The 19004-nt window shown below is 68.1% G+C and carries 17 protein-coding genes; 6 read left to right on the top strand and 11 right to left on the bottom strand.

The window, feature by feature from the left end; all coding sequences use genetic code 11:
- Positions 1-4: 4 nt before the first annotated feature.
- Positions 5-1756, bottom strand: a complete 1752-nt coding sequence (locus KEG38_RS08330; RefSeq protein ID WP_272418559.1) for a carbamoyltransferase family protein — start codon at positions 1754-1756, stop codon at positions 5-7.
- Between the two features lie 101 nt (positions 1757-1857).
- On the opposite strand from KEG38_RS08330, the gene KEG38_RS08325 reads away from it, so the two are divergent.
- The 4 genes from KEG38_RS08325 to KEG38_RS08310 all read left to right on the top strand — a co-directional run bounded on the left by KEG38_RS08325 (position 1858) and on the right by KEG38_RS08310 (position 6553).
- A complete protein-coding gene (locus KEG38_RS08325) occupies positions 1858-3072 on the top strand; it encodes a glycosyltransferase family 4 protein (RefSeq protein WP_272418558.1) in 1215 nt (404 codons plus the stop codon).
- A gap of 125 nt (positions 3073-3197) precedes the next feature.
- Positions 3198-4718 carry a glycosyltransferase family 4 protein gene (locus tag KEG38_RS08320; RefSeq protein ID WP_272418557.1) on the top strand — a complete coding sequence of 507 codons (1521 nt, stop codon included), beginning with the start codon at positions 3198-3200 and terminating at the stop codon, positions 4716-4718.
- A gap of 43 nt (positions 4719-4761) precedes the next feature.
- A complete protein-coding gene (locus KEG38_RS08315; RefSeq protein WP_272418556.1) occupies positions 4762-5511 on the top strand; it encodes a polysaccharide deacetylase family protein in 750 nt (249 codons plus the stop codon).
- Between the two features lie 7 nt (positions 5512-5518).
- Positions 5519-6553 carry a GNAT family N-acetyltransferase gene (locus KEG38_RS08310; RefSeq protein WP_272418555.1) on the top strand — a complete coding sequence of 345 codons (1035 nt, stop codon included), beginning with the start codon at positions 5519-5521 and terminating at the stop codon, positions 6551-6553.
- A gap of 12 nt (positions 6554-6565) precedes the next feature.
- Here the strand turns inward: KEG38_RS08310 and KEG38_RS08305 are convergent, their stop codons facing one another.
- A complete protein-coding gene (locus KEG38_RS08305) occupies positions 6566-8128 on the bottom strand; it encodes a hypothetical protein (RefSeq protein ID WP_272418554.1) in 1563 nt (520 codons plus the stop codon).
- On the bottom strand, positions 8125-10443 hold the full coding sequence (locus KEG38_RS08300) for a GumC family protein (protein ID WP_272418553.1): 2319 nt from the start codon (positions 10441-10443) through the stop codon (positions 8125-8127). Before KEG38_RS08300 ends, KEG38_RS08305 begins: the two co-directional genes overlap by 4 nt.
- A 164-nt stretch (positions 10444-10607) precedes the next feature.
- Here KEG38_RS08300 and KEG38_RS08295 point away from each other — a divergent pair, with 164 nt between their 5' ends.
- Positions 10608-10877 carry a hypothetical protein gene (locus tag KEG38_RS08295; RefSeq protein WP_272418552.1) on the top strand — a complete coding sequence of 90 codons (270 nt, stop codon included), beginning with the start codon at positions 10608-10610 and terminating at the stop codon, positions 10875-10877.
- On the opposite strand, the gene KEG38_RS08290 is transcribed toward KEG38_RS08295, so the two are convergent.
- From KEG38_RS08290 to KEG38_RS08260, 7 genes are read right to left on the bottom strand one after another with little or no spacing between them, the layout of a single operon-like run.
- The gene (locus KEG38_RS08290; RefSeq protein WP_272418551.1) at positions 10874-11236 is read right to left on the bottom strand and encodes a 2Fe-2S iron-sulfur cluster-binding protein; all 363 of its coding nucleotides are present in this window, start codon (positions 11234-11236) and stop codon (positions 10874-10876) included. The two genes, KEG38_RS08295 and KEG38_RS08290, sit on opposite strands and share 4 nt — an antisense overlap.
- Positions 11236-13194, bottom strand: a complete 1959-nt coding sequence (gene hscA, locus KEG38_RS08285; RefSeq protein WP_272418550.1) for a Fe-S protein assembly chaperone HscA — start codon at positions 13192-13194, stop codon at positions 11236-11238. Before hscA ends, KEG38_RS08290 begins: the two co-directional genes overlap by 1 nt.
- Before the next feature lie 45 nt (positions 13195-13239).
- Complete coding sequence (gene hscB / locus KEG38_RS08280) at positions 13240-13770, bottom strand: Fe-S protein assembly co-chaperone HscB (protein WP_272418549.1); 531 nt, start codon at positions 13768-13770, stop codon at positions 13240-13242.
- 52 nt (positions 13771-13822) lie between these two features.
- Entirely contained in the window at positions 13823-14239 is a 417-nt protein-coding gene (locus KEG38_RS08275) for a HesB/IscA family protein (protein ID WP_272418548.1), read from the bottom strand.
- A gap of 34 nt (positions 14240-14273) precedes the next feature.
- A complete protein-coding gene (gene iscU, locus KEG38_RS08270; protein ID WP_272418547.1) occupies positions 14274-14678 on the bottom strand; it encodes a Fe-S cluster assembly scaffold IscU in 405 nt (134 codons plus the stop codon).
- A 24-nt stretch (positions 14679-14702) separates the two neighbouring features.
- Entirely contained in the window at positions 14703-15926 is a 1224-nt protein-coding gene (locus tag KEG38_RS08265) for an IscS subfamily cysteine desulfurase (protein ID WP_276072245.1), read from the bottom strand.
- A gap of 27 nt (positions 15927-15953) precedes the next feature.
- Positions 15954-16517: a MerR family transcriptional regulator gene (locus KEG38_RS08260; protein WP_272418546.1), complete on the bottom strand. Its 564-nt coding sequence runs from the start codon at positions 16515-16517 to the stop codon at positions 15954-15956.
- 177 nt (positions 16518-16694) lie between these two features.
- Here KEG38_RS08260 and KEG38_RS08255 point away from each other — a divergent pair, with 177 nt between their 5' ends.
- A complete protein-coding gene (locus KEG38_RS08255; RefSeq protein ID WP_272418544.1) occupies positions 16695-17648 on the top strand; it encodes a lipoyl protein ligase domain-containing protein in 954 nt (317 codons plus the stop codon).
- 62 nt (positions 17649-17710) lie between these two features.
- On the opposite strand, the gene KEG38_RS08250 is transcribed toward KEG38_RS08255, so the two are convergent.
- A complete protein-coding gene (locus tag KEG38_RS08250; RefSeq protein WP_272418543.1) occupies positions 17711-19000 on the bottom strand; it encodes a choice-of-anchor L domain-containing protein in 1290 nt (429 codons plus the stop codon).
- Positions 19001-19004: the final 4 nt, after the last annotated feature.

Raw genomic sequence — 19004 nt, 5'->3', positions numbered from 1 at the left:
GCCGTCAGCCCTCCCCGCCCGGTTTTTCCAGCCAGAACAACCCGATCCCCAGCGCATCCATCTTCGTGCGCCGATAACAATCGATCGCCTCGTCGGGCGTGTGCACGATCGGCTCGTTTTCGTTGAACGACGTGTTGAGCAGCACCGGGATCCCCGTCTTCTCCTCGAAGACCCCGAGCAGGTCGTAATACAATTCATTGTCGGCCCGCCGCACCGTCTGCACCCGGCCCGTGCCGTCCTCGTGCGTGATCGCCGAGAGTTTGTCCTTCCATTCCGGGCGGACCTTGTAGACGATGATCATGAACGGCACCTCGTGATCCCCGCGGAAGCAGGTGCTGAGCTTCTCGAGCCGCACGACGGGCGCGAAGGGGCGGAAAGGCTCGCGGTTCTTGATGCGCGCGTTCAGCGTGGCCTTCATCCCCGGCCAGCCGGGGTGGCAGAGGATGCTGCGGTTGCCGAGCGCCCGCGGGCCCCATTCCTCGCGGCCCTGGAACCAGCCGACGATCTTGCCCTCGGAGAGCGCCTGCGCCGCCGCCCCGAGCAATTCGTCCCGGCCGAGCTTGCGGAACGGGAGGCCCGAATTCACGAGCGCCGCCTCGATTTCGTCGTCGCGGAAGCTCGTCCCCCAGTACGCATGCCGCACCTCGGGCGTCCGCGCCTCGCCGTGCACGCCATGCTTCACCCAGAGCGCCGCGCCCACGGCCGTGCCGTCGTCCGAGGCCGCGGGCTGGAAATAAGCCCGGTCGACCCAGCCCTCGGTGATCATTCGACCATTGCCGACCGAATTCAGCACCGAGCCGCCCGCCATCGCCACGCTGCGCACGCCCGTACGCTCGACCGCGTCCGCCACCAGCGCGAGATACACCTCCTCGAACCGCGTCTGCAGCGACGCCGCGACGTCCCGCTCCCGATCCGTGATCGGATCCCCGCGCCGCCGCGCCGGGCCGAAGAGCGAGGCCATCGCGTCCGACCAGAGCCGCGGGACCTGGATCTCCGCGCCGTCCACGGTCTCCATTCCCTCGCTCGTCTTGTGGTGCCGAAACCACGTCAAATCGAGCCGGATGCCCTGCTCGGGATCCCAGCGAACGACGCGGCGCATCTCCCGGGCGAATCGATTCACGCCGTACGCCGACAGACCCATCACCTTGTATTCCTCGCCGAACCTGTCGAAGCCGAGGAACTGGCAGATGGCCGTGTAAAACACGCCGAGCGAGTGAGGCCAGAGGTTCTTGCGCAGGATCTCGATGCGATTGCCCTGGCAAAGGCCGACGAGGCTCGTCGCGAAATCGCCGGCGCCGTCGCAGGTGATCGCCGTGGCCCGATCGAACGGCGACCAGTAAAACGCGCTCGCCGCGTGCGCGAGGTGATGCTCGACCCGGTGGAATTTCGCCCGGATCGAGGCCTCCGGAACGCCGAGCGCCTCGGCGACGAGCCCGCCGCTCGTCGCGACCTCGCGATGCACCGCGAGCCGCTTCACCGCGCTCGGGACGCCCGTGAACGGCCGCGACGCGATGAACGCGACCTTCGACGCGACGTTCGCCCGCGGATCACGCGCCACCGCGATGTCCGTGACGTCCCCCGGCGTCGCCCCGGCGAGGCGCAGGACCTCGGCCACGGCGAGGCGCGGAAAACCTGCGCAGTGCTTTTTCCGGTTGATCCGCTCCTCGGCGATCGCCGCGAGGATGCCCCCCTCACCGATGAGCGCCGCCGACGCATCCCCGTGGGCCGAATTGATGCCCAAGACCAGACGAGACATTCATTTCTCCGTTGCGCTCAGGGCGCGCGGAGGCGGAAGGTAGCGATCGAAAGCGGGCAGCGTCAAGCCGGCTCGGCCCGGGCCCGCGGGATCTCCTTCGCATGCGCGTCGTCGCCGTCAACCAATTTTATGCCCCCGACCACGCCGCCACCTCGCAGCTCCTTACGGAGCTCTGCGAGGACCTCGCCGCCGCGGGCGACGACGTGACGGTCATTGCGAGCCGCGGCGGATACCTCGGCGGCGAGGCGCTGCCCGCCCGCGAGCACATCCGCGGCGTCGACGTCGTCCGCCCCTTCGCCACGCGCTTCGGCAAGGCCACGATGGCCGGTCGCCTCGCCGATTACCTGTCGTTCTGGGCCACGAGCGTGCTCGCCGCCGCTCGCGAAGCCAAACCCGACGTGCTGCTCGTCCTCACGACCCCGCCCATGATCGCCGCGGGTGGTGCGCTCGTGTCCCTCGCCCGCCGCCTGCCGCTCGTGACGTGGGTGCAAGACGTCTACCCGGAGGCCGCAATCCAGCTCGGCTACCTCGCGCCTCGCGGCCCCGCGTCGCTCGCGCTGCTCGGCCTCGGCCACGCCACGCACCGCGCCGCCGCCCGTATCGTCGCGCTCTCCGAAGGCATGGCCGACCGACTCGTCGCGCAGGGCGCGCCCCGCGAGCGCATCCGCGTTTTGCCGAACTGGTCCGACGGCCGCCTCGTGTCACCGCGCGGACGCGAGAGCCATCCTTTCCGAAAAACCCACGGTTTGGACGGACGATTTGTGGCGATGTACAGCGGCAACCTCGGCATCGGGCACGACGTCCGGACGTTCGTCGAGGCCGCGCGGCGCTTGAAAGACAAGCTGCCCGAGCTCGTCATGCTGTTCATCGGCGACGGCGCGCGGCGCGCCGAGGCCGAGGGGCTCGCGAAGGGCCTCGAAAACGTGCGTTTCCTGCCGTATCAGCCCCACGACGCGATCGGTGAGAGCCTCACCGCCGCGGACGCGCACCTCGTGTCACTGCGCGAGGATCTCGAAGGCCTGCTCGTCCCGAGCAAGCTTTACGGCGCGCTCGCTGCTGGAAGGCCGGTGATCTACCTCGGACCGCCGCGCTGCGAGGTCGCCCGCGTGGTGCGTGAGGACGATCTCGGCTGGACAGGTCGCCCCGGCGACGTCGAAGGCCTGTGCCGCGCGCTCGAGGACGCGGTCACGCGGAGGGCGGCGTGGGACGAGAAAGGCGCGCGGGCCCGCAGGATCTTCGACGAACGGTACGATCGTCCCGTATCCTCGGCCCGCTTCCGCGCCCTCTTGAAGGAGGCGTCGAAAGAAAGCCCGTAGTTACCGCTCGGGGGCTACGCTCCGGCGAGCGGAGCTACGCCCCCGAACCCCCGTCGCGCAGCACGCTTGAATGTGGAAGACCCACCGCACAACCAAGATCCAGCGATGATGGGAGGCATCGGCTCATGAGGACCTACCTGGCGGCGTTCGCGCTCTCGGCGCTCGTCAGTGGGATTTTCACGCCGCTCGTGCGCCTCCTCGCGTTCCGGCTCGGTGCGGTCTCGCGTCCCGGCGGCAGGCACGTACACCGCCACGAGACGCCGAGGCTCGGCGGCCTCGCGATTTGCGCGGGGTTCTTCGCGCCGCTCGTGGGCCTGTTTTTCGTGCAATCGGTGGTGGCGCAGGCCTTCACGCAGGACGTACGCAAGGTCATTGGCCTCTTCGCGGGCGGCGCGGTCCTCTGCGCCGTGGGCGCGATCGACGACACGCGGGGCCTCCGCGCGCTGCACAAGCTTTACGCGCAGGTGGCGGTGGCCGTGCTCGCGTTCGCCTGCGGATTCCGGATCGAGGCGATCTCCCTGCCCTTCGTGGGCGAGCTCTCGATGGGCATCTTCGCCCTGCCCATCACGGTGCTCTGGGTCGTGGGCATCGTGAATGCGGTGAACCTCATCGACGGGCTCGACGGCCTCGCCGCGGGCGTGGTGTTTTTCGCGGCCCTGACGAATTTCGTCGTCGCTTATCTATCGTTCGGCACGCTGCCCGCGCTCTTCATGGCTACGATGATGGGCGCGATCATCGGGTTTCTCTTTTACAATTTCAACCCCGCGCGCATCTTCATGGGCGACTCGGGGAGTTATTTCCTCGGTTACATCATCGCCGCGACGTCGCTCATCGGCGCGACGCAGAAGGCGTCGACCACGGTCTCGCTGCTCGTGCCCGTGGTCGCCCTCGGCGTGCCGATCTTCGACACGCTCTTCGCGATGGTGCGGCGCTGGCTCGAACGCCGGCCGCTGTTCTCCCCGGATCGCGGGCACATCCATCACCGCCTGCTCGACATGGGCATCACGCACCGTCGCGCGGTGCTCATCATTTACGGCGTGAGCGTGCTGCTCACGGTGGCGGCGATCGGCATCTCGCTCGGCCGGAGCTGGCAAGTGGGGCTCGCGCTCGTGGCGAGCAGCGTGGTGTTCATCGGGCTCGTGCGCACCGTGGGGTATTTCGAGCAGGTACACGGGCGGCGGCGGCAAAAAGAACGGCTGCGCTCGCGCGACAGCGAGATCTTGCGTCGCCTCTTGCCGCGGCTCCCCGCGCGTTTCGAGGCGGCGCGGTCCGAGGCCGACGTGCTCTCGGCGATCGGGACCTTCGCGCTCGAAGGACATCTCGCATACGTCGAGATTCTCCCCGTGACCGACGGCGAGCCCACGGCGTTTCGCTGGACGAACCCGACGGACGAGGATCCCTACGGCCGCGACGTGGTGTCGGCGCGTTATCCGATCGGCCGGGACGACGCGGCGCGCGCAGAGCTCAAATTCGGCCTGCGCAGCGATTTTGGCGACGTCTCGCCGCAGACCGAGGTGCTGCTCCAGGTCGTGACGGACCTGGTGGAGGCGAGCCTCGCGCGCGTGAAGAGCCGCCTCGCGCCGCGGGTGCTCGCGGAAGCGGAGGCGGCCGAAGCGCCGGCGCTCGAGGCCGCGTCGGGGACCTGAGAAGGCTTGACGGCCGCTTTCGGATGGCCAAGGCTTTCCCGCGGTGATTCTGCTTTATCATCATATCCTGCCCGAGGGCGACGCCGCGGGCCTCTCCGACGAGGATGGGCTCTTTTTCCGGCACAGCCCCGAGGCGTTCCGATTTCACCTGGAGGAGCTCGAGCGGCGGGGATATCGGTTCGGCTCGCTCGATGGCCTCGTTCGCCAGATCGACGACGGCATCGCGGAGGACGATCGCTCGGCATTCGTGACGTTCGACGACGGCTGGCAAAACCAGTACGAGCACGCCCTGCCGATCCTGCGGGCGCTCGGGATCCCGGCGACGTTTTTCGTCACGACGGACCACCTGCGGAAGGGCGTTTCGTGCCCGAAGCGGATGGGCCCCGCGGAGCTCGGGGCGCTCGTGGATGCGGGCATGACGATCGGCTCGCATACGCGGACGCATCCGGATCTCGTGCGTCTCGACGATACGCAGTTGGAAGAGGAGCTCCGCGGCAGCCGGCAGGATCTCGAGGATCTGCTCGGCAAACCCGTCACCCTTTTCGCTTATCCGGGCGGCTCGCTCTCCGCGCGCGTGGTCCGCGCCGTGCGCCGCGCCGGCTACGAGGCCGCGTGCTCGAGCTTCGGTCCGGCGCGGAACGACGCCACCTCGATTTTCTGGCTTTACCGCGACGTGATCAGCGCGTCGATGCAGAGCCCGCGGGATCGGTATCGTCTCTCGCCCGTGGCGCGGCAGCTCCTCACGTTCCGCGTGGAGCGCCGCTTGCGCGCGAGCTTGCACCGCCGCGCCTGAGGAGCCCATGACGGAGCTTTTGGTTCGTGCAATCGCGCGTGACGAGGTCAGGGATCACGTCGCGTCCTTCGCGCTGCTCCACGGCGTGCGGCCGGAGGAATTCGACGCCGATTTCATGGACTGGTGGTTCTTCCAGAACCCCACGCACGAGGGGCTGCTCTCGGGCGCGTTCGATGGCGACAAGCTCGTCGGTTACGTGGGTTTCGCGGCGCAGCACCTTCGCGTGAACGGGCGGCGTGTCTCGGCCGCGATCCTGAGCAGCGCGTTCACGCATCCTGACTACCGCGGCAAGGGGCTCTTCCAGCGGTTGATCCGGTACCTCGTCGAGGTTGCGGGCGCACGGGGCTACGAAGCCGTCTTCGGCTGGCCCAACGAAACCGCGCTGCGGATTTATCTGGGCCGCCTCGGCTTCTCGGCGATGTTCCACGTGGACCGATCCGCTCGTCCGGTGTCCTTCGGCCCGCTCGGCGCGCGGTTCGGCAGGCCCGGCGTCTTCGTTGCGGAATGCGCGGGCGCCGCGTTCGATCGAATGCTGCCGCTGCGCCTCGGGCGCTACCAGCACGAGATCGGACCGGCCGGCGGGCACGAATGGGAAGGCTTCATGGCGAGGGTGCTCGCCGCCTCCGATTGCATGCTCGAACGCCCGCATGCGTACGTCCGCTGGCGCCTGTCCCGTCCGCGGCGCGAATACATCGAGGTGTTGCTCCGCGACGAGCGTGGCGTGCTCCGCGGCTGGGCAGCGGCGCGCCTCCCCATCCCGAGCGAGCCGCCGCGCTTGCACGTCGGCGATTTCCTCGTCGACCCGCGGAGCCGCGGCGCGCTTCGAGCGCTTTTTGCGGCCTGCGCGATGGAAGCCCGCCGCCGTTCCCTCGAGCAGGTCTATACGATCGCCCGCTCGGCCCGGATCGGGAGCGCGCTCGCGACGCTGGGTTTTCTATCGAGGCGCTCCTCGACGCCCATCGTGGGGATCGCGACGACGAACGCGGATCTCTCGCCGTATCACGCGTGGGAGTACCGCGACGCGGACATGGACATGTTTTGAGCCGGTTCTCCGCTATCGAGGATCCGCGGCAGCGCAGGGATCCAAGGCGGCCACGTCCTTGCTTCGCCGCCGGAGCACGATGAGGCCGTGCGGCGCGACGCACCGGTCGAACCGGGCGAGGACGGCGGGATCGAGGTCCCGCCCGAAAAAGCCGTGATCCACGGCGATATCCAGGTCCGAGGCGGCGAGCCACGCGGGAAAGTTTCCTGCCCGAATGGCCGCGAGGACGCGTCGATCCATCTTGCCGTCGAGATTCGTGACGCCGGGACGCACCCACCCCGGGAGCCCGCTTTGCAGCGCGCCGATCCGCGTCCCCGCCGGCTGACGCGCGATGAACGCGGCGAGATCCACGGTATTCGTGCGGAAGCTCCCGCCGCCGCTCGAAATGCGCCGCGCCTCGATGCCGAGCTTCGCCACGTAAAGCAAACCGACGGCGGCCGCGAAGGCGTGGAGGGCGCGCGGGCGCTTCGAGGCCGCAAACGCGGTCGCCCCGAGGATCCCGACCACCACGAGCGGCGCGAGCCACCGCCGGACCATGTGCGCCGCGCCAAACGCGGTTCCGTAGACGAGAACGAGGACGAGCGAGGCCGCCGCGGCGCAACGGAGCACGGTGGAAGCACGAAGCTCGATGCGCCACAGAAGCACGAGGCCCGCGAGAGCGAGGGGGACGCCGAGGAGGATCATGACGTGCCCGAGCCACACGAGCGAATCGACGGGGATGATCGCGACGGCCAGATTGACGACGGCGGACACGGCGACGGCGTGCCATTGCGCCATTCGACCGGCGTCGTACAGGCTGCCCACGGCCTCGGCGGCCCCGCTCTGCGGCATGGGTGAGCCGAAAAGGACGAGGTTTCGGAGGAGCCATGGCGAGGCGAGGATCGCCATGACGGCGCCCGCGATCGACGCGAACCGGGCCCGCGCTCCGAGTGGAGCTCCCGCCGAGGCGGCGCCGAGCATGCGCGGAAACACCATGGAAAGCACGGCCAGGCCGCAGAGGACGGCGATGTCGTTCCGCGCCAGAAACGCAAAACCCCCGGCCACGCCGAGTGAGCCCGCGGCGCGCAGGGACGGGCCTGCGTGGTAATCGTGGAGCGCCGTGAGGACCCAGAGCCAGCCGCAAAGCGCGAGGGGCGTCTCCAGCCCCGTATAACTCGAAAGTCCCGCGCCCGAAGCATTCCAGAGAACGGCGAGCGAAGCCGCGAGCGGCAGGGTCAAGGGCACGAAGCGCGACACGAGGCGCACGAGGAACCACGTCCCGAGCAGGTGAAACACGGCCAGATTGAAGAGGACGAGCGCCATCGGCGCGAGCTGCAAGTCGAAGCCCGTGACGAGACCGACCACGACACACACCACCATCTGGAGCGGGTGAAAGCCGTTCGTCGGGGCGCCGTCGTAGGTGATCCCCTGCCCCTCGCCGATGTTCCGCGCGATGGTCAGGTAATAAAATGCGTCGTCGCCGAGAGGTCGGGAAAGCCAATCGCCGCTGCGCAGGGGGCAGAGGAGGAGCTTGGTCGCGCAGAAGGCCGCCGCGACGAGGAGAGCGCCGCGGGACGCGGATGCCGATCGATTCAAGCCGGCGGAGCGCTCCCTGCGCCGTGCTCGTCCTCGGCCGCTTTTGCCCGTGCCGCCGCCTTCCGCGCGGGCCGCGCCGCCGCCGCCTCGTCGCCCTCGTAATACCCTTCGCGGCGGTAATAATAATATCGATACTTGTATTCGTGGCGGTTGAAGTTCACGGCGTTGAGCACCGCGCCCGCCTTCGTCGCGCCGATGTCCTGCAATGCGCGCACCGCGTGCCGCGCGAGATCCTTCGTCGTCTTGAACGCGCGCACGACGAGCACCGTGCCGTCGACCAGCGTGGAGAGCACGGCCGCGTCCGTGACCGGCACGATCGGCGGGCTGTCGATGATCACCCGGTCGAAGCGCTTCTTCACGTCGTCGAGGAACTTCTTGAACTTCTCGCTATGGAGCAATTCCGCCGGATTCGGCGGGATCGGGCCGGCGGGAATCACCCACAGATTCGGCACGTCCGTGTCGAGCACGGCCTCGTCGAGCGAATCCTCGAGCATCGCCGTCGTCACGCCGACCTCGGAAGTCTTCCGGAAGACGCGGTGCACGCGCGGCCGGCGCAGATCACAATCGATGAGCGCGACCTTCTGCCCCGCCTGCGCCATGACGATCGCGATGCACGTGGCCACCGTGGTCTTGCCCTCCGAAGGCCCCGCGCTCGTGACGAGCAGGGTGCGGTAGGGTTTGTCCGGGGCCATGAAGAGCAGGTTCGTCCGGATGGTGCGCGCCGCCTCGGCGATGCCACTCGTCGGCTGCTCGTGCACGATGAGCTCGGAGTTCGCCACGCGCACGGGCTTGCCGCGCTGCCGCCGCGGCGAATACGAACCGGGTCGGGCCCCATTTTCGTCGATCTCGGGCAAAAGGCCGAGGAACGGCAAACCGAGGTCTTTTTCGACCTCGTCGGGCGTCTTCAAGCTGCGATCGAGCAGCCCCCGGGCGAGCGCTGTCGCAATGCCGAGGAGGACGCCCAGAAAAACCCCGATCGCGATGCTGCGCGTGACCTGCGGCCGCACGGGCGCGCGCGGGACGAGCGGCCGATCGAGGACGCGGATGTTGTTGACGCGGAGCACACGCGCCAGATCGCTCTCCTTCGTGCGTTCGAGGACGAGCGAATAAAGCTTTTCGTTGTTCTCTTTCGAGCGGCGGAGGCGGTTGTACTCGATTTCGAGCAGATTCAAATCGAGGGCCTGCTTCTTCGCCCGCTCGAAGAGCCCCGAGAGCCCCGCCTCCTGACGCTTCAGGACGGCGAGGTCTTTGTCGAGGGCGCGCTGGATGTTCTTCACCTCGGCGAGCAAAGCCTTCTTCGCCGCCTCGGCCCGCGCGTCGGCCTCCTTCACGTCGGGGTAATTGCGCCCCTTGCCCTCGCCGAGCAGGCCGTCGCGCGTGCGAATCGCCTCCTCGTACGAGGTCCGGAGGCCCATCAGGACGTGGCTCTCCAGAAGCTCGCTCGCCGGCAAATCCGTGGGGTTTTCCCCCTTCACCTTCGCGAGCTCGTCCCGCCGCGCCTGGACCTCCTCTTTTCGCGTACGGACCGACGTCAGCGTGTCATTGAGCTGCTTCATCTCCTCGCGCAGCATGTTCGACTGATCGTCGATCGCGACGGAGAGGATGTTCTTCGTCTCCTTGTATTCGTGCAGCGCCATTTCGCTCGACTCGAGGTCGACCTTGAGTTTGTCGAGCTGGCTGCGCAGCCAATCGGCCGCCGTCGCGGTCGAGGTCACCGCGTCGTCGAGGTTCTGCTGGACGTAGGTATCGACGAGGACGTTCAGAATGCGCTGGGCGCGCTGTGGATCGGCGTCCTCGAGCTTCACCACGGCGAGCCGGCTCTCCTTGATCGCGTCGACCTTGACGCGGCCGCGAAGCACCTCCGCCGCGATTTCCTCGGGCACGTTCGCATCCGGCGCGGGCGTGCCCGGCGGGAGATTGCCGAGAAAGCTGCCGTCGTGCTGGAGCCCGAGCTCGCTCACGACGGCCGTCGCGACCTTCATCGACTGGATGATCTTGTATTGCGTCTCGTAATACTCGCGGTTGTCCCAGAAGCTGCCAGCGCCGAGGTCCACGATATTCTCGACCTTCTGGCCGAGGGGACGCGGCGGGTTCGGGTCGAAGAGGATCGTCGACTGCGCCTGGTAGATCTTGACCTGGCCGAGCGTATTGAACGTCGCCGCGAGCGAGACCACGAGCGCCGCCGCGAGCGCCGTGGACCAGTACTTGCGCACCATCTGCCAGACGACGGCAGGGCTCAGGGCCCCCTCGGGCGCGCGCTCCACGGCCGCAGCGGGCTTGGGCGTCAGGGTCGAGGTTCGAGGTGCGTCCGTCACGGTGGCAAGTCGAGGAGCGGCCGAGCTGGCCGGCTCCGCCTAAGGTGCGCGAGCGCCCCCGGATGTTCAAGCGGGCCGCGATCGCGGGAAGAGCTTACTCCCTGGCGAGGATCGCGGCCGAAAATTGGGGGGTTCGGGGCCCTACGGGCTACGGTCGGCTTTGCGTGCTCGGTGATCTCGTCAAGCGCCTGGTGAACGGGGTGGTGCTCCTGCTCGGGGCCCTCGCGTTTTTCCTCGTCCCCGTCGGGGGCAAGACGTCGGCGCAACATGTCGTGGCGATCTTCTCCACGAAGCCGGCGCGCGAGGCGGCGCAAGCCTTCGCGCACGCGGCGCGCGACCTCGCCCACGAGGTGGCCGCGAACGTCGAACGAGCCAAGCGCGCCCCGGCCCTGCCCGACGCGAAGCCGAAGCCCGCGGGCGGACACGAGCGCTAGCTCTTCGCCTTGCGCGGGTCCGGGTACTGCGGGTGCTCGTTGTAGAAGGCGTCGAGGCTCTCGCGCGTGATCTCGGCCTCGATGTCGCCCTCGCGATGGATCTTCGCCTGGCAGCCGAGCCGCGAGTTCAGCCGCACGTCGAAGGCCTTGTCGAGGATGTCCTCCTCGTCCTCCTCCGCCTCGGAGAGCAGCTCCTTGCCGCGCAAAACGTAGACGTGGCACGTCGAGCACGCGCACACGCCGCCACACGCCGAGCCCTCGGGCGCCTCGACCTTGCGCGCCGCTTCGAGGAGCGAAGTCCCGATCGGTACCTCGACGTCGTACGTCGACCCGTGCGCCAGAAACCGTACCTTTGCCATCAGCTCCCCGTCCCGGAGGCGTCGCCTTCCGGTGCGTTATGCCCCGCATGCTCGGCGAGGTGGGCCTCGACGCCCCTCGCCTGCGCCACGGTGCTTTCGATCGCCGTCACGTCCTTGCCCGCGATCGCCCGCGCGATCGCGCGATCCATGCGCCTGCCCGCCCAGCCGTGCGTGACGTCGTCGAGGACCTCGGTGCGGCCGCGGATGATCGCCGCGCGCGTGCCGCGGATGGCCTCTTCGAGCCCGGCGAGCGCCTCGTCGATGCGAGCGCGCTCCTCGTCGCCTTCGAGCAGATCGGCGTCGGCGACGAGGGCCTTTCGCGTGGCGAGCACGACCCGTTCGGCCTCGACGCGCGCCTCGATGAGCTGACGTTTTTCGAGGTCCTCTTCGCCGTGATCGAGCGCGGCCATGAGCATCGCCTCGACCTCTTCGTCCGTGAGGCCGTAACTTGGTTTGACCTCCACCTTTTGCTCGACGCCCGTCGTGAGCTCCTTCGCGGTCACGCTGAGCAAGCCGTCCGCGTCCACGCGGAACGTGACTTCGAGGCGCGCGAGGCCCGCGGGCATGGGCGGGATTCCTTTGAGGACAAAGCGAGCGAGAGAGCGGCAATCGACCGCGAGCTCACGCTCACCCTGGACGATGTGCAGGTCGAAGCCGGTCTGGTTGTCCGCGTACGTGGTGAAGGTTTGTCGCGCGCCAGCCGGGATCGTGGTGTTGCGCGGGAGGATCTTCTCGACGACGCCACCCATGGTCTCGAGGCCGAGCGAGAGCGGCAGGACGTCGAGCAGGAGGACCTCGTCGGCGCGTTCTTTGGTGCCTGCGAGGATGTCGGCCTGGATCGCGGCGCCGAGCGCGACGACCTCCTCGGGATCGAGGTCGCAAAGCGGCGGCTTGCCGAAAAGTTTTTCCACGTACTGCCGCACATACGGCACGCGGGTGGAGCCGCCGACGAGGATGACGCCGTCGAGCTCGTCGGCAGAGATGCCCGCGTCGCGGAGCGCGCGCCGGCAAGCGACGCCCGTGCGCTCGACGATGGGTTTGATGAGCGCCTCGAACTCGTCACGCGTGACGGCGAGCTTGCGCGTGCCGCCCGGGACCTCGATCTCGGCCTCGACGCGATCGTTCTCGGTGAGCCCGTGCTTGATCTTGCGCGCCGTATCGAGCGCGAGTCGCACGAGCTCACGCGGGCGATTGTCCGCAGGAACGCCGAGGTCCTGGAGCAGACGCTCGGCCAGCGCGCGATCCATGTCGTCGCCGCCGAGCGCGCTGTCGCCGCCGGTCGAGCGCACCTGGAAGACGCCGTCGTCGAGCAGGAGGATCGTCACGTCGAACGTGCCGCCGCCGAGGTCGTACACGGCGAACAGGCCGTTCTTCTGCTTTTCGAGCCCGTACGCGAGCGCCGCCGCCGTCGGCTCGTTGAGGAGCCGCAACACGTCGAGGCCCGCGAGCTTGCCCGCGTCCTTCGTCGCTTGCCGCTGCGCGTCGTCGAAGTACGCAGGCACGGTGATCACGGCGCCGCCGACGGAGCGCAACTCGTCCTCGGCAAGCGAACGGAGAACCTTGAGGACCTCGGCCGAGACCTCGACAGGCGTGACCGAGCGATCGCGGACCTTGAACCGCACGCTCTTCGCTTCCTCGGGCGTCTTCGGCTCTACGAACTCGTACGTGCCGAGCCGGCGCGTCTCGGGATCGTCGGCCCCGCGCCCCATGAAGCGCTTCACGCTGACGATGGTCTCGCGCGGAAAATCGACCGCGAGGCGCTGCGCGTCGGCGCCGACGATCACGCGGCCGCGCGGGTCGTAGTGCACGACCGAAGGGACGAGCTTCTCCGCGTTGCAGTCGGTGATGACGACGGGCTTGCCGTCACGGACACGCGCGACGAGCGAGTTCGTGGTGCCGAGGTCGATGCCAATCGGCCTCGGGGCTGCCTTGGGGTCGAAGATTTCGAGTAGAGCCATGGGGGTTCCGGGAGCCCCCATCGTTTCCATGAGGGCCTTTCAGGATCAGGAAGAGAGCTCTTCCTCGATCGCGCTCGCCTCGTCGAGGAAGCGCCGAAGATAACGGAGCTCGCCGAGCTCGGGCAGGACGGCCGCGAGCTTCGTCGAGTCCGGATCGGAAACTGCAAACTGGCGGCCCATCGATGCGAGCACCTCGCGCTCACGCAGGCGGATCGCATCCGCGAGCGCATGGACAGCCGCAAGGTCCTTCCGCCGCCGCGCATCGCCGAGTTCTTCGCGACGCTCCATCATCTCCATCAGGAGATCGGGTGACGGCTTGGGCTCGGCGGTCTCTCCGACGGGCACGCCAGCGCGGCGAAGGAGCGCCTCGGCGCGGCGGATCGGGTCCTTCAGCACGCGGAAGGCGTCGTTCACTTCGATCGCGCGCGACAGGGACAAACGGCGCTCGGCCGCGGGCGCGCCCGCGTAACGATCGGGGTGGAGCGCGCGCGAGAGGTCACGATGCCGGCGCGCGAGGTCGTCCGGATCGAGGTCGAAGCGGGCCTCGACGCCCAGCGTCTGGAAGGGATCGATCATCGTGAGAGGAGCGGTGGAATGCAGCGTGCGCGCCGCGGCGCGCGGCGCGTGCTCAGCCGACGGTGAAGGAGTGGCCGCAGCCGCAACGGCTCGCTTCCTTGGGGTTCTTGAACTTGAAGCCCTGGAACATCAGGGTCTTCTCCCAGTCGAGCACCGAGCCGCCGAGGTAAAGGATGCTCTTCTTGTCGCAGTAGACGCGGACCGTGCTCTTGCCGTCTTCGGGGAACTCGAGGACGAGGTCGCCCTTGCGCGGGGCGTCGTCGTCGAACTCGATGACGTACGAGAAACCCGAGCAGCCGCCGCCGCGAATCCCGACGCGGATCGCGGCGTCGGGCGTGCCCCGCTTGGCGAGGTTCGTCCGCATCGCCTCGACCGCCGACGTGGTCACGCCGATCGTCTTCTTCGCGTCCGTCGGCGCGGGCCGCTGCTCCGTCTGGTTGCCCTGCGAAACTTCGCTGCTGGCGTTCATCGTACGTTCTCCGTCCGCCGTCCCGAAGGCGACGTCACTGCCCCGCGAGGGCCTTCTTCGCCGCCTGCTTCGACCGGAAGTCGGCGATCGCGCTCTTGATCGCGTCCTCGGCGAGCACCGAGCAGTGGATCTTCACCGGCGGCAGGTGGAGCTCCTCCGCGATCATGCTGTTCTTGATCTGCTCGGCCTCGTCGATCGTCTTGCCCTTGAGCCACTCCGTAGCGAGGGACGAAGAGGCGATCGCCGAGCCGCATCCGAACGTCTTGAACTTCGCGTCCTCGATGACGCCGGAGTCGCTCACCTTGATCTGAAGACGCATCACGTCGCCGCAAGCGGGCGCGCCGACGAGCCCCGTGCCGACGTGTTCGTCGTTCTTGTCGAGCGTGCCCACGTTGCGCGGGTTCTCGTAGTGCTCGATCACTTTCTCGCTGTATGCCATGGCTCGAAACTCTCCTACCTCAAATCAATGCGCGGCCCACTGCACGGAAGCGAGATCGATGCCTTCCTTGTGCATCTCGTAGAGCGGGGACATCTCGCGGAGCTTGTTTACCTTGCGGATCACGAGGTCGGCTACGTAGTCGACCTCCTCCTCGGTGGTGAAACGACCGAGGCCAAAACGAATCGACGAGTGGGCGAGGTCGTCGCCGATGCCCATCGCGTGCAGGACGTACGAGGGCTCGAGGCTCGCGCTCGTGCAAGCCGAACCGCTCGAGACCGCCACGTCCTTGATCGCCATGATGAGGGCCTCGCCCTCGACGAACGCGAACGAGACGTTGAGGTTGCCCGGGAGCCTGTGCTCGAGCGAACCGTTCACGATGACCTCGTCGAGCTCGCTCGTGATGCGCCGGCGGAGCTTTTCGCGCTGCGCGAGGATGCGCGCGCTCTCCGCGCGTCCCTCCTCCAGCATGATCTCGGCGGCCCGGGCAAAACCCACGATGCCCGGCACGTTCAGCGTGCCCGAGCGCATGCCGTACTCGTGGCCGCCGCCGTCCATCTGCGCGACGAGGCGCACGCGCGGCTTCGACCGGCGCACGTAGAGCGCACCAACCCCTTTGGGCCCATACATCTTGTGCGCGGTGACCGAAGCGAGATCGACGTTCATCGCCTCGACGTCGAACGGCACCTTGCCCACGCCCTGCACCGCGTCCGAGTGGAAGAGGACGCCGCGAGAGCGCGTGATCTTGCCGATCTCCGCGATCGGCTGCACCGTGCCGACCTCGTTGTTCGCGAGCATCACGGAGACGAGGATCGTCTTGTCCGTGATCGCCTTCGCGACGTCGTCCGGGCTCACGAGCCCGTCCTTGCCAACGGGCAGGTACGTCACCTCGTAGCCCTGCTTCTCCAGGCGCTTGCACGTGTCGAGCACGGCCTTGTGCTCGATCACCGTGGTGATGATGTGGTTGCCCTTCTCCTTGTAGAGCTCGGCAACGCCCTTGATCGCGAGGTTGTTGCTCTCGGTCGCACCCGACGTGAAGATGATTTCCTTCGGGTTCGACGCGCCCACGAGCTTCGCCAGGATCTCCCGCGAGCGCGAGACCGCCTCCTCCGCCGTCCACCCGAAGACGTGGCTCCGGCTGGCCGCGTTGCCGAACCGGGCGTTGAAATACGGGAGCATCGCCTCCACGACGCGCGGATCGACCGGCGTCGTGGCGTGGTAGTCCATGTAAATCGGGATCTGGATCGACATCGGTTTCGTCTCTCTTCGAAGCACCCTCTAGCGGTCCGCGCCACCTCGGGAATGCCCGTTTCCGCCGTGAATTCCGGCCACCAGCTCGGGCTCGGCCTGCGTCCGATCGTGCACGTTGCAGTCCGTGCAAGCGGCCACGATCTCGTCGGGAGCACACGTGTCGCACGTGTCGAGGTAGTCGATGCTCGCCACGAGCTCACGCTGGAGCGAGGAGAGCCGCGCGATCTGCGCGCGCGTCTCTTCGAGCTTCTGCAGGTAGATCGATCGGACCCGCGCCATCGCCTCGGGCGCCGAGGGCGCGTTCTCCCAGAACGCGACGATCTCCTGGATCTGCGCGAGGCTGAGCCCGAGATCGTGCAGCTTGCCGATCCACCGGACCCGCGTGACCGCCGCCCGATCGTAGAGCCGATACCGGCCCTTCGACCGCGCGTGCGGCCGAAGCAAACCGACCTCCTCATAATGGTGAATCGCCCGCACCGTCTTGCCGACGGCACGCGCGATGTCCCCGACCTGAAGGAGGCGCTCGCCCCCGTGCCCGTCCCGATCGTCGTCGAGATCCGGCGGCACGAGCCCCGCCTCGGCCCGCTGCACACCACCATGCGCACGAACGTCATCCGGGAGAGGAAGGACACCTCTCTCGAAACCCCGCGCTAAAGGTAGGTGGCGAACCGGCCGCATCCGAAACTCCAACCCTCACGCACGCGTTAGGGTTACCTAACGGAAGGTTTAGGCGGGCCTCGGGAGGCTGTCAACCGGAGCAGGACGAAAATGCACGCGATCGAGCTGAAGAAGCGCGCGATCCCCGAAGCGCTCGCGCTCGGCCCCGCGCTTCTCGAGCGGGCCGAGCAAGCGCAGGCGGCGCACGTGGCGCTGAGCCTGATCGATGGATCGGCCGTGGTGCTCGGCGCGGCGCAACGCGCAGGCCGCGTCGTGGACCTCGCAGCGTGCGCGCAGAGAGGCATCCCGATCTTGCGACGCGCGACGACGGGGACGGCTGCCTGGCTCGGCGGACGTGGCCTCGTGGTGACACTGGCGCTGCCGCACGTCGCGGCGCTGGTCGCCGACGCGACGCCGCGGACGCTGCTGAACCGGAACGTGCGCCCGCTCCTCGGAGGGTTTACCCGCGCAGGGTTCATCGCGCATTACTTCGGACGCGAATGGATCTCGCTGCGTCGTCGGCCGGCGGTGCTGCTCGGGTTCGACGTCGCGGCGTCGGGCGCGGTGCTCGTGGAAGCGTTCGTCGGGTACGAGGCGGCAATCGCGCTGCCGGAAGAGATCACGACGGAGAGCGAACGCGCGGTCGATCGGTTCCTCGGCAAGAAGCCCGCCTCGCTCGCCGAGCTCGCGACCGACGCGCCACTCGACCTCGAGCGGTTTGCACACGCGCTCTTCGAAGGCTTGCGGACACGCGCCGAGCCGATGAGCGCAACGATGACGATCGCATCGGAGGAGCTCGATACGCGTCCGTTCGCTCCGATCGAGCACGCGCTCGATCCTGTCCCCGAGGGCCTGATCCTTCGCCCGGCCGTGCGTGTTCCGATCGGCTGGATCGAAGCCGCGGTCGAGCCTGAAGGCGGGCGGCGCGCCTGGCTCGGTGGAGACGTGCTCGCGCCGCGCTGGGCGCTCGCTCGCATCGCAGCACGAGAAGACGCGGGCCTCTCGGAGATCCCGCTCGAAGGCGCGACGATGGCCGATCTCCTCGCCTGCCGGGATCGATCGTAGGACCACAAAAGAAAAACGCCCCGCGCGAACAGGGCGTTTTCCCTCGGAGCGAGCTGCTCAGCTCACTTGGGATCTTCGATCGGATCCGTGCCGACGACGACCGTGCCGCCGTTCGCGACCCACTCGAACCCGTCGACGAGCACCGTCGAATCCCACGCGTCGTCGCCCGTGTCCCAGATGGCCCAGCGGATCGTCACCTCGTCGCCACCCTTGATCGGGGCCTGCGTCTGCAGCCACGACGTGCCGCCCGCCTCGTCCCACGTGCCGAAGCCCGTGCCCTCCATCTCGCCCGGACCGGACGGGCAGGTGAACTGCGGGTAGATCGGGTCGTACGCGCAGACGTCGAAGTACGCGATGTTGACGCTGACGGGGTTCGTGTTCTTGTCGAAGGAGATGTTGCCGTTGATCGAGCCCTGCGGCGCCGGCGATACGAGCGCGATGAACTGATCGTTGAACGCCGTGCAGACGTACTCGGGGAACTCCATCGAGTAGAACTTGAACTTGAACTTGTAGCCCGTCGCGTTCTTCGGCGACCGGATCTTCAGCTCGAGCCCGACGTCGTCGTTGATGTCCGTTTCGCCCGCGCAACCCGGCACGTCCTGCGGGAAGCCCGCCGGCGCGGTGCCGGCGCCGATCTGGCTGCAGCTCAGGCCGCCGCAAGCGCCAGGCTGGTTCGGCAAGCGCGCGTAGCCCGAGGAGAGCGTGAGCATGCGCGTGCCCTTCTGCACGTTCACGTTCGGCCCGAAGTTGCTCTGGATGCCGATGTGCTGCGTGTACGTGGCGGGGCTGCCGTTCGCGCGCACGTACTGCGCGCTGAGCACGCCCCACTTCTTGTCGGCCGGCGTGATGAACTGGCAAAGGTCGAGCGCGCGCGCGCCGTTCTCCGGATTCGAATCCGTGAGCGCGATGTTGTCGTCGCACGACACAGGCGCGACGTTGTCGACGACCATGTCGCAGTCCTCGTCCGCGGGCGTCGCCATCGGATCGTCCGGATTGGTGGCGACCTCGATCGAGCCCGGCGAGACGTTGGGGTCGCAGTCGTTGCAGTCGCCCGCCGCCTCCGAGAACCCGTCACCGTCGTCGTCGACGTTCTGATCGTTGCTGCATTGCGCTCCGCCGCCGCCGGAGCCGGTCGCGCCGGGGCCGACGAACGCGCCCACGCTGTCCGAACCGCCGTTGCCCCCTTGCCCGGTGGCCCCCGAGCCGCCCTTGCCGCTCGAGTCCTCTCCACCGGACCCGCCATCGCTGTCGAAGACGCTACGACCGCCGGTCGCCTGGCAACCCGCGGAGCCTGCCGCAGCGACGCCCAGAACTGCGGCGAGACCGAACAGAACAAGATGGCTACGCTTCATGATC

The sequence above is a fragment of the Polyangium jinanense genome (assembly GCF_028435265.1).
Lineage (GTDB): Bacteria > Myxococcota_A > Polyangia > Polyangiales > Polyangiaceae > Polyangium > Polyangium jinanense.
This window is presented reverse-complemented; position numbering and strand designations above follow the sequence as displayed.

Coding starts and splice junctions, on each gene's coding strand:
- KEG38_RS08275 (WP_272418548.1), bottom strand. CDS start 14,239: ATGAACGCCAGCAGCGAAGTTTCGCAGGGCAACCAGACGGAGCAGCGG.
- KEG38_RS08330 (WP_272418559.1), bottom strand. CDS start 1,756: ATGTCTCGTCTGGTCTTGGGCATCAATTCGGCCCACGGGGATGCGTCG.
- hscB (WP_272418549.1), bottom strand. CDS start 13,770: ATGATCGATCCCTTCCAGACGCTGGGCGTCGAGGCCCGCTTCGACCTC.
- KEG38_RS08250 (WP_272418543.1), bottom strand. CDS start 19,000: ATGAAGCGTAGCCATCTTGTTCTGTTCGGTCTCGCCGCAGTTCTGGGC.
- KEG38_RS08255 (WP_272418544.1), top strand. CDS start 16,695: ATGCACGCGATCGAGCTGAAGAAGCGCGCGATCCCCGAAGCGCTCGCG.
- KEG38_RS08265 (WP_276072245.1), bottom strand. CDS start 15,926: ATGTCGATCCAGATCCCGATTTACATGGACTACCACGCCACGACGCCG.
- KEG38_RS08325 (WP_272418558.1), top strand. CDS start 1,858: ATGCGCGTCGTCGCCGTCAACCAATTTTATGCCCCCGACCACGCCGCC.
- KEG38_RS08320 (WP_272418557.1), top strand. CDS start 3,198: ATGAGGACCTACCTGGCGGCGTTCGCGCTCTCGGCGCTCGTCAGTGGG.
- iscU (WP_272418547.1), bottom strand. CDS start 14,678: ATGGCATACAGCGAGAAAGTGATCGAGCACTACGAGAACCCGCGCAAC.
- KEG38_RS08290 (WP_272418551.1), bottom strand. CDS start 11,236: ATGGCAAAGGTACGGTTTCTGGCGCACGGGTCGACGTACGACGTCGAG.
- KEG38_RS08310 (WP_272418555.1), top strand. CDS start 5,519: ATGACGGAGCTTTTGGTTCGTGCAATCGCGCGTGACGAGGTCAGGGAT.
- hscA (WP_272418550.1), bottom strand. CDS start 13,194: ATGGCTCTACTCGAAATCTTCGACCCCAAGGCAGCCCCGAGGCCGATT.